We start from the raw sequence: 9,374 nt of genomic DNA, 5'->3' as shown, positions 1-9,374 counted from the left end.
TTGAAATAAAAATAATTTTTTACTATACCATAAAAAACTTTTGCAAGAGTTCTATCTAACAGGTCATCAATTAGCTGGTTTTGGGCTTTAGCATTGCGATCAATTACATCTATGGCTTTGGTTGTTTGGGCTTCGCTCATTTTGCCACCGCGTAGCAGTTGAACCCAGCCAATAACAGCGTTAAGAGGAGTACGTAATTCGTGGGAAAGGGTGGCTAAAAACTCGTCTTTAATCCGATTGACGGTTTCCGCTTCTTCCTTGGCTTTGCGTTCGCGATTCAATAGTTCTACTCGCTCTAATTCTGCTTGTTTATTAGCAGTAATATCCGCTACAGCCCCTTCATAACACGTTAAATTGCCTTGAGTATCACTAACGGAAATAGCATTATGACGCACCCAAATCAACTCGCCTTTTAAAGATTTAATTTGTCCTTCATACTCGGCTACTGCTTCTTTTCCATTAAGTTGTTGCTGCCATAAAAGATAAGCTTCTGGTTGAAGATGATATTCAAAGATGCTCTGACCTTGAATATCTTCATGCTGTTCATATCCCAGCATTTTTACTAAAGTAGAATTGGCTTCAATAATTTCTCCATCTGGATTGAGACGATAAAGTCCTAATGGAATCCGTTCAAAAAAGCGGTAATAGCTTTGTTTAAATTCTTCTAGAGCTTGGTGTTGTTGCGATCGCTGCCATACCGAACGTACCGCAGCAGCCAAGCGGATATAATGCTGGGGAGATTTAATTACATAATCATCTAATCCTGCCTTCATTGCTGATACGGCGATTTCCTCGCTACCAGTACCAGTAAACATAATTATCGGACATCTAGGCTTTTGTTTTTTGATGCGGTACAGAATATCTAATCCTGTTGTCCAACCTAGTTGATAGTCGGTAATAACAATATTGAAGTTATCTTGTTCTAATGCCTGGGCAAAACTATTTTCATCAATTATTTCTATGTATTGAAGCTGAGGAAAAAGTCTCTTAAGCTCCCTTAAGGCTAGAGCGCGATCGCTAGAATTATCATCAATTATTAATACTTTCGGGTCGCTCATTGGGAATTGCAAAAGGGCTACACAAAATAATCATAGCTGAAACTCAGTTTCTAAAAAATTCTTTTCTAGAGTAATTTAAGTAGCAAAAAACTGAGGTATTTGATTGGTTTTAAACCAATAAGCATCAATTAATTCAATTAGCTTGACAAAATCTTGAAACTCAACTGGTTTAACTAAATAGGAATTTGCTCCAAGATCGTAAGCCTGTGCCAAATCGGAATTTTCCTGAGAGGAAGTTAACACCACCACTAATAAGCGTCTTAATTCTGGCTGTTGACGTATCCAAGCTAACACTTCCAATCCCGAACGACGGGGCAATTTCAAATCAAGTAAAACTAACAAGGGTATAGGAAAACGCTCGGTATCGACATATTGCCCTTGTCTGGACAAATAGGCGATCGCTTCATCACCATCAGAAACAATCGACATTGGTGGTTTTATGCCTGCCTTCCTAAAAGCCCGCTGAATTAGTAGAACATCGTTATAGTTATCTTCTACCAACAAAATTGGCATAGATTCGTGGTTCATTACATTTGTCATTTGTTATCGCTCGGAAAACTCGGCAATAGATTGGGTAATCTCGCTTATATATGCAATCGTCCTCATCAGTAATTATACTCAAGGTACTATTAAATTATGTTTTTAGATATTTAAATAATCCTTTAGATATTGAAAATGCCTTTTCACCTTTGTCGTCCTTCAATCCAAAAACGACTCCCCTTTCCTGGGTTAGATTCCACGCCGAATCTACCCCCCAAGCGTTCCATACTTTTTTTGACAATGGCTAAACCAATACCAGTACCAGGATAAGCTTCATTGCCGTGAAGTCGTTCAAAAACTTGAAAAATACGCTTTTGATGTTCGCGATCGATGCCAATGCCGTTATCTTCTACCCACAGGCGGATCTTAGTTTCTGCTGAATCCATGATAATTTCTGTCCCGATCCGTATTTGTGGTTGAACTTTGGGAGGGACAAACTTAATCGCATTAGACAGCAAATTACTAACTATCTGAAGCAAAATAGTTTTATTACCGATCATGGAAGATAAGGGTTCGACTAAGATAATATTTGCCTGAGTTCGCTCTATTTCTAGCTGCAATTGTTCAATCGCTCGATGGACTATTACCTCAAGATCGACTGACTTAAGCTGTATTTCGATGCGGCATAGACGGCTATATGCCAACAAATCTTCGATTAACTGGGTCATCTGCCAGGCGGAGGAAATTAGCCGAGCAGCATATTCTTGCCCCAAGTCGTCCAAGTTATCGCCATAGTCTTCTTGCAGTGCCGAAGCAAATCCTTGAATCGCTCTTAGAGGTGCTTTGAGATCGTGAGAAATAGTATAGGTAAAAGCTTTTAATTCTTGGTTAATCTCTTCAATTTGAGCAGTGCGCTGGGCTACCTTGGCTTCCAATTCTAAGGCATAGTTCTGAGTTTGTTTATATAAACGGGCTTGTTCGAGGGCGATCGCTAGTTGACTGCTAATTTCCTCCAGCATGGTTAATTCTTCGGTAGTTATAGTTTCGGGTTCTTCAAACCACAGTTTCAAAATACCCAGTAAATTATCTTGGGAATTGAGAGGAAATGCGAAAAAACAGTCTAGTTTAGTGTTCTCTAGGGCAATCGCCATTTCAGATGATTTGGGCAACTGACTCAGATGGGCAGTAATATAACCCTGCTTATCCTCATTCTCTAATCTATCGATTATGCCTTGCCAGATGTCCAAAGATACCTGTAGTCCATTATTTAATACGTCATCTTTTACACCCTGAGTAGCTAAGATAGTTGAGGTTTCTCGTTCCCAGTCGAAGGTGACAATTGATGCACGCTGGCAGGTTAGCAGGTTTTGAATATCTTTAATTACCGTTTCGGCGATCGCTTGAGGTTTAACTGCTGCCAAGATCGCTTTATCGATTTGATGGAGGTTTGACAAACGTTGCCAAGATTTTTGCAAAGATGCTTCTAGGGCTTTGCGATCGCTAATGTCTTCAATTACCGCAATAAAATAATCGGGTTCGTCATTGCTATCACTGACTAAAGATACGGTTAAATTAATCCAAATATACGCTTCATCCTTACGGATATAACGTTTTTCCATCGAGTACGTGGAAATCGCTCCCGCCAATATTTGACGTACATACTCTAGATCGGTGTGCAAATCTTCGGGATGAGTAATGTCTTGAAAAGTTATCGATAATAGTTCTTCTTTGGTATAGCCGACAATCTGACATAATTTTTGATTTACCCTCAGCCACTTACCATCTGGGGCAACATGGGCAATACCCACCGCAGCCTGTTCAAAAGTCTGACGAAATCTAGTTTCGCTCTGCAAAAGTTCGGTTTGAGCTTGTTTTTCAGGAGTAATATCGGTTGCCATGCCGACAATTGAGGTTATTTCTCCCTCGCTAAATAGAGGAAACTTAAAAGATAGGTAAGTGTGTAGAGTTCCATCTGCATGGTATACCTCCTCTTCAGTAGTTATTGGTTGTTTGCTGGCAATCAAAAGGCGATCGTTTGCTGCAAAATCATCAGCTATATGAGGCGGAAATAGCTCGCGATCTGTTTTACCAATTGCTTCGGCTTCGGCTATCTTAAATATTTGTTGAAATTCTTGATTGACTAACCATAGTTTGCCTGGCTGTTTGGATGTGGCATCAACATATTTGGCATAAATTACTACTGGAACATTAGCAATAATTTTGCTTAATTTATCTCTTTGGGCAATTTCTGCTTGGTACAGCCTGTTGCTGCGTTCTAGCTTTTCATTGCGAGAAATTAACTTGGCAAATAAATCTTGCTTTTCTAGCTGTAGCTTCTTTAGAGCAATCTCTTTGCCGATAGCTAGCTTTAATTTTTCAGGCGTAATTCGATCTTTGACAAAATAATCTGCTGCCCCATTTTTGATAAACTGTACGGCAATGTTTTCATCTCCTTGTCCAGTCAAGACAATTAAAGAACAAAAATTCTTATACTGTCGTTGCCATTGAACAAGCCATTCTAACCCATCAAAATCGGGTAATAGATAATCTAGTAAGATAATGTCTGGTTGACACTGGGCATACAATTCTAAAGCTTCTTCCCCAGTTTCCGCTTCGACAAAAGTGTATTGATACTCAGCATCGGTTTGTAAATAGCGTCGATAAACTGCTCGATCTACTTCTGAATCGTCGATTAGCATCACGGTTCTTAGCTTTTTAGTCGGCGAATTATTTGCTGTTGGGTCTAGATTTGGCGATCGCTCGGTCATATATCTGGTCAAAAAGATGGGTAGCGACAACAAACTAGAGCAGTTGTTATGGCTTGTTGTAATTGATTTACTCTTAAAATTAATAGTAGTTAATTTCCCCAACAACTAACTAAAGTTTATATTTTGTTAAATCATGGCGATCGCCCAATTTTTATTTGTAACCATAGCTAGATGATTAATTCTTATATTATCGAGACATTGTATTAAACGCAATTCTATACAGGCAAGATATAACTTGTCTTTTCCAATGTGGAATATACTTTCTTCCTTGCTCTGGTGGCTATTCATTGCCTTAATCGTAATTAGTTTAATTTTATTAGTCGGTTTTTATTTTCAGGGAGCTTTTCGCGATCGCGTTGAATACCAGGTAGATTGTCCTCCCAATCCTAAAGATGCTCTGTTTGCACCAACTTTAGCCAGCATCACCAATTCATTTATTACTCAAGGGATTGTCACTGACTTTTGGGCAGAACCCGATTTAATTCAACAAGCCCGTCTTGATGCCGTTAGCAAAGCAGAATATACCATTGACTTTGAAACCTTTTTTATGACTCCTGGGAAACGGGCAGATGATTTTGCAGTGGCGATCGCCGAACGGGCTGCTGCGGGAGTAAAAATCAGGCTAATTGTGGATAGCTACGGCACAAAGGATATATCCCCAAAGTACTGGCAACGTTTGCAAGCATCAGGTATTAAACTATCTTTTTTTAATTCTTTTAAATGGAAAGCCCCTTTAGACTATGCTGGGCGGACTCACCGCAAATTATTATTAATTGATAGCCAAGTAGCCTTAGTAGGTGGTGCGGGAATTTCCGATCTTTGGGATGGTACGGAAAAATCTGACGATAGACAACCTTGGCTGGATGTAGAAATGCGCTTAGAAGGGGATATCATTCTTTATCTAGCAGGGGTATTTTCCCAGCATTGGACTTATGGTGGAGGTAAGGCAAACCTTAATCGAGAGCAACAAGCAACTTCGGTTAAGGATAAACAGTATCCTATGTTGGTTACTCCAGGAGCAAACCCTCAATATCGTTTTTCCCCGATTAAAGCTTTAAAGTACAACAGCATTATCTGTGCCACAAATCGAATTTGGCTTGCTAGTCCTTATTTTCTCCCCGATCCCAACTCTCAAGACTTACTAATAGCAGCCAAGCAAAAGGGGCTAGATGTTCGCATTTTGACCACCAGCAAACGTAGCGATAAAAAACCCGTTTACTACGCTTCTTACGAACACTACGGCAAATTACTCCGAGGCGGAGTCGAAATTTATGAGTATCAGCCCAGTATGACTCACGCCAAAATGTTATTAATTGACGATCGCTGGACAATTACAGGCAGTGCTAATTTCGATCCCCGCAGTTTCGATCACAATGAAGAATTAGACCTTGCTAGTTCTCAACCTGAATTAGTTAATGGTACTAAAAACGTCTTTGAAAATGGCTTTGCTCAAAGCAAAATAATTACCTATTCAGAATGGAAACAACGTTCTTGGTGGCGACATCGAATACTGGGTAATCTAGTTGATTTTTTTCAGTGGCAGCTTTGACACACGAAGTTAATACTCAAATTACTATACTTTTTCTTTTGAGATCCAACTCAGCAACCCCAAAGAATTAGCACTGCCCAAAAAATGTGCGCCTAAAATATTAAGCTGTGCCAAAATTAATAATAAATCGGCGATTTTAATTACCTGCTCTCTTTCATATACCGCAACACCTTGTGGTCTAGCGATCGCACCTGCCACCAAGGAGACTAAACTAACTTCTGAAGCGATAAAAGCTAAAAATAGTCCAATCGAACTAGCTAACAATCCCGTGCGGAGTACCTGTAATATTTCTGTTCTACTAGGTTGTAAATCTGGATTTACCCTTTGTAATTTTTTAGCAAGCTGACGATAACGATAAGCCCAATAAACCCTAAAACCCAATGCCATAAGGCTAAACATGGCAATAAAAATACCTAACCCTATACCACTATTGTTGGTTGCGCTACGGCTAAAGAAAACTAGTAGTAAGGTTACTCCTGATATGACACCTAGTACCAAGTGAATCCAGTAGCTAACATTGCTTAAATTGCGAAAGATTTTGGCAAATTTTTGCTTGTCTGGCAAAGGATTGTTTTGAGATAACTTTGTCGGTCGATTCATCTTCTAATGTGAATAAGATAACTAGTTTGGTTTATTTTGTCAGCGAGGTATAGACTATTTGGTTTGGATGAACATTTTGTAGTTCAACTACTGCTTAAAAAATGCTAATGCCCTCAATTTGGGCATTAGACCGACTAAAATCGAATAACAGTTAGCTTTATTCAAATACACCTTCATCTTTAGCAGAGGTATAGATACTGTCTACCACCACAACTGGTTTTTCGGTGTATTCTGCTTCAATTTCTTCTTGAAGATTTAAATCCCAAGTAAGGTCATAATCTCGCTCAAATTCGGACTTAATAAAAGGTCGAACCATACCAGTAACTACAACTGATTCGTCCTCTGTGGGAATTGGTTCTCCAGTGGTGTTGATTACTAATACATCATCTCCCCCAATCCATTGGTCGTCATTGATGGTAAAAGCCATATCGCCTTTCATTTCACCAATTTTCCCTTCAATAGCGACTTCTTGACCATAAAAATTATCTGGACTCTCAGAGAGATTTTCTAAACTGGGTGATAAAGTTATTGAATCTGCAATGATAACTGGCTTATTTTCGTAATCTACATAAAGATTGGGGTCTAAATCCAGATCGTATTCTCGTTCTACATCAGCTAGCACCAGCGTACCCAGCTCTCCTGTTACTTGAATGCCCAATTCTTCGGAGTCTTCGGTTAGCATCATTCCTGAAGTATTGATTACTAAAACCTCGTCTCCTTCTAGAAAACCTTCTTCTTCAATTACGAAAGACATTCCAGGTTCAATGCTTTCTGCTTCACCTCTAACGGTGACTTGCTGACCATATAAATTTGTTTCGTCTTCCGCAATATTTTCAATAGTTTCGTTGCTTGAAGCATCTTGCGCTCTTAGAGTATTGTTACCTGTGACTGAAAATAAGCCTACGGTAGAGAAGAGTAAGGCACCAATTCCTAAGTTAGTTAATAAATTAAGTTTTGACATATATATTATGTCCTCCAATTTTGAAATTTTAAAGAATTAAATAGCAAATTAATTTTATATTTGCTGCTATTTATCCTATCTAGCCAGTTCAAAAAAAGAGTCTAACTTACGACCTAAAAATAATCTATCGATAGCAAGAGAATCAATTAATAATAATCAATAATCTTCAAAAGCTTAAATTAATATTATTAACATTAACTCTGAACAAAGATAGATATACTATTAAAACTCAGTATTTTAAGATTTCCGATTGATTATAGTATTCAAAAAGAGAAAAGATTGATGTTTCCAGCGAAAAGACTACCAGAGTACCAAGCTAGGATTTTGGCGATTGACGACAAACCAGACAATTTAGAATTATTATCGGCAATGCTAACATCCCAAGGATATGAGGTTGAGGAATGCGATCGGAGTATATTGGCGATAGAGCTGGCAAAAACTACTTCTCCAGACTTAATTTTATTAGACGTTGGTATGCCTGAAATGGACGGCTTTTCTGTCTGTCAAATTCTTCGAGGCGATTGTCATACCCAAGACATACCAATTTTGTTTATTAGTGCCTATAAAGAGATTGAGTGTAAAACTAAGGCTTTTAAACTTGGTGGTAATGACTATATTACCAAGCCTTTCCAGGTTGAGGAAGTGCTTGCCAGAATAGAAAATCAGCTAAAAAACCACTATCTTAAAGCAGAATTACAGGCTAAAAATGAACAGTTAGCCAAAGAGATTAAAGAACGCCAAGCTGCTGAAGCAAAGTTATTAGAACTCAATCAAAAACTTAGTAAACTAGCTACTGTGGATTGTCTAACTGGCGTAGCTAATCGCTATTGTTTTGAGCAAGTTTTAGCCAAAGAATGGCAGAGGGGACAGAGAGAAATGTCTACTCTAAGTTTGATTATTGCTGATATTGATTATTTTAAATATTATAACGATCGCTATGGTCATCAGGCGGGAGATGATTGTTTGCAGCAAGTAGCCCAAACGATCTTAAAATCCGTCAATCGCCCCGCAGATTTAGTAGCCCGTTATGGGGGAGAAGAGTTTGCGATTATCCTACCGCAAACGTCGGGAAATAATGCTTTACAGGTGGCAGAAAAAATTCGACTGCAAATTAGAGATCTCCACATTGCTCATTCATCTTCTTTGGTGAGCGATCGCGTTTCTCTTAGTTTGGGAGTCGCTGCTATCATTCCTAGTTCTCAATATACCAAGCAAGAATTACTCTCTACTGCGGATAAAGCACTATACCAAGCTAAAAATCAAGGACGAGATCGCGCCATTCTCAACTATTATTCAGATACCGTAGCATAACGAGAATTAGCATTTTTTGAAGACACTAGAAAATTGACTGTAGTAGTTCAAGATAATAGTTCAATACATTGATCGTCGATTGTATAATCTTGATTCACCTGTTCTCGAATGAGTAAAATCTTCCTCCATTTTTACTTCAGGGGGTTTGATTACCTGCAAAAACATTCTCCCTAAACCATAAGTCAGAAAGATTCCTGCCACGGCTAAGATAAATCCTATTATTATATTGCTGGGACGTTTCATGATTATTGCCTAAAAAAGTTTGTAATTAAATTAGCGATTGCTGTTCAATTCTCGAACAGCCTGATTTTCAAGAGTTTGTTCGCCCATTATGAAAACTTGCTTCCAAATTTTTCTGGAGATTCTCAGAACTTAAATCATGCTGTAAATAATTTACTTGAGTAGGATAGGCAAATTTAATTAAATGATGCTCAAATTCTTGTTTAAGTTTTAAATTTATTTGTTGTTGAGCATCCATGTAGCGGTCGTAATCATTATTATTAACAAAATAGACTACCTCATAAACAAGACTAAAATCTTTGTATGCTGAAAAATGAGCGCGGTCAAAAGTAACATTTTTAGTATGTTTAATTCAATACTTCTTGTTTAAGGATTAAGCAGTGCTAATAATCGAAAAAGTAAGCTGT

9 protein-coding genes are annotated in these 9,374 nt (G+C 38.3%); 2 read left to right on the top strand and 7 right to left on the bottom strand.

Going from position 1 to position 9,374, the window contains the following annotated elements; genetic code table 11:
• The 3 genes from I4641_RS22575 to I4641_RS22565 form a co-directional block, all read right to left on the bottom strand.
• Window positions 1–1,058: response regulator (locus I4641_RS22575; protein WP_304956555.1), on the bottom strand; the 1,058-nt coding region annotated here is incomplete at its 3' end.
• A gap of 75 nt (window positions 1,059–1,133) precedes the next feature.
• Window positions 1,134–1,586, bottom strand: a complete 453-nt coding sequence (locus I4641_RS22570) for a response regulator (protein ID WP_229642839.1) — start codon at window positions 1,584–1,586, stop codon at window positions 1,134–1,136.
• Window positions 1,587–1,741: 155 nt separating this feature from the next.
• On the bottom strand, window positions 1,742–4,318 hold the full coding sequence (locus I4641_RS22565; protein WP_229642838.1) for a PAS domain S-box protein: 2,577 nt from the start codon (window positions 4,316–4,318) through the stop codon (window positions 1,742–1,744).
• A gap of 235 nt (window positions 4,319–4,553) precedes the next feature.
• Between I4641_RS22565 and I4641_RS22560 the strand changes: the two genes are divergently transcribed.
• Window positions 4,554–5,855 (top strand): phospholipase D-like domain-containing protein, encoded by a 1,302-nt coding sequence (locus I4641_RS22560; protein WP_229642837.1) that lies wholly within the window; start codon window positions 4,554–4,556, stop codon window positions 5,853–5,855.
• Between the two features lie 24 nt (window positions 5,856–5,879).
• On the opposite strand, the gene I4641_RS22555 is transcribed toward I4641_RS22560, so the two are convergent.
• Window positions 5,880–6,455 (bottom strand): DUF3611 family protein, encoded by a 576-nt coding sequence (locus I4641_RS22555; protein ID WP_229642836.1) that lies wholly within the window; start codon window positions 6,453–6,455, stop codon window positions 5,880–5,882.
• Between the two features lie 157 nt (window positions 6,456–6,612).
• Complete coding sequence (locus I4641_RS22550) at window positions 6,613–7,416, bottom strand: hypothetical protein (RefSeq protein ID WP_229642835.1); 804 nt, start codon at window positions 7,414–7,416, stop codon at window positions 6,613–6,615.
• 282 nt (window positions 7,417–7,698) lie between these two features.
• Here I4641_RS22550 and I4641_RS22545 point away from each other — a divergent pair, with 282 nt between their 5' ends.
• Entirely contained in the window at window positions 7,699–8,727 is a 1,029-nt protein-coding gene (locus I4641_RS22545) for a diguanylate cyclase (protein ID WP_229642834.1), read from the top strand.
• 60 nt (window positions 8,728–8,787) lie between these two features.
• Here the strand turns inward: I4641_RS22545 and I4641_RS22540 are convergent, their stop codons facing one another.
• Both I4641_RS22540 and I4641_RS22535 read right to left on the bottom strand, forming a co-directional pair.
• A complete protein-coding gene (locus I4641_RS22540) occupies window positions 8,788–8,970 on the bottom strand; it encodes a hypothetical protein (RefSeq protein ID WP_229642833.1) in 183 nt (60 codons plus the stop codon).
• A gap of 67 nt (window positions 8,971–9,037) precedes the next feature.
• A complete protein-coding gene (locus I4641_RS22535) occupies window positions 9,038–9,319 on the bottom strand; it encodes a mechanosensitive ion channel (protein ID WP_229642840.1) in 282 nt (93 codons plus the stop codon).
• Window positions 9,320–9,374 lie beyond the last annotated feature (55 nt).

This window comes from Waterburya agarophytonicola KI4 (assembly GCF_020640915.1).
Lineage (GTDB): Bacteria > Cyanobacteriota > Cyanobacteriia > Cyanobacteriales > Xenococcaceae > Waterburya > Waterburya agarophytonicola.
The sequence above is the reverse complement of the archived record's forward strand: the minus strand, read 5'-3'. Positions and strand labels throughout refer to the sequence as shown.

What these genes read in the sequence shown, in the direction of transcription:
- I4641_RS22555 (WP_229642836.1), bottom strand. Translation starts at nt 6,455, where the DNA reads ATGAATCGACCGACAAAGTTATCTCAAAACAATCCTTTGCCAGACAAG.
- I4641_RS22540 (WP_229642833.1), bottom strand. Translation starts at nt 8,970, where the DNA reads ATGAAACGTCCCAGCAATATAATAATAGGATTTATCTTAGCCGTGGCA.
- I4641_RS22545 (WP_229642834.1), top strand. Translation starts at nt 7,699, where the DNA reads ATGTTTCCAGCGAAAAGACTACCAGAGTACCAAGCTAGGATTTTGGCG.
- I4641_RS22550 (WP_229642835.1), bottom strand. Translation starts at nt 7,416, where the DNA reads ATGTCAAAACTTAATTTATTAACTAACTTAGGAATTGGTGCCTTACTC.
- I4641_RS22560 (WP_229642837.1), top strand. Translation starts at nt 4,554, where the DNA reads ATGTGGAATATACTTTCTTCCTTGCTCTGGTGGCTATTCATTGCCTTA.
- I4641_RS22570 (WP_229642839.1), bottom strand. Translation starts at nt 1,586, where the DNA reads ATGAACCACGAATCTATGCCAATTTTGTTGGTAGAAGATAACTATAAC.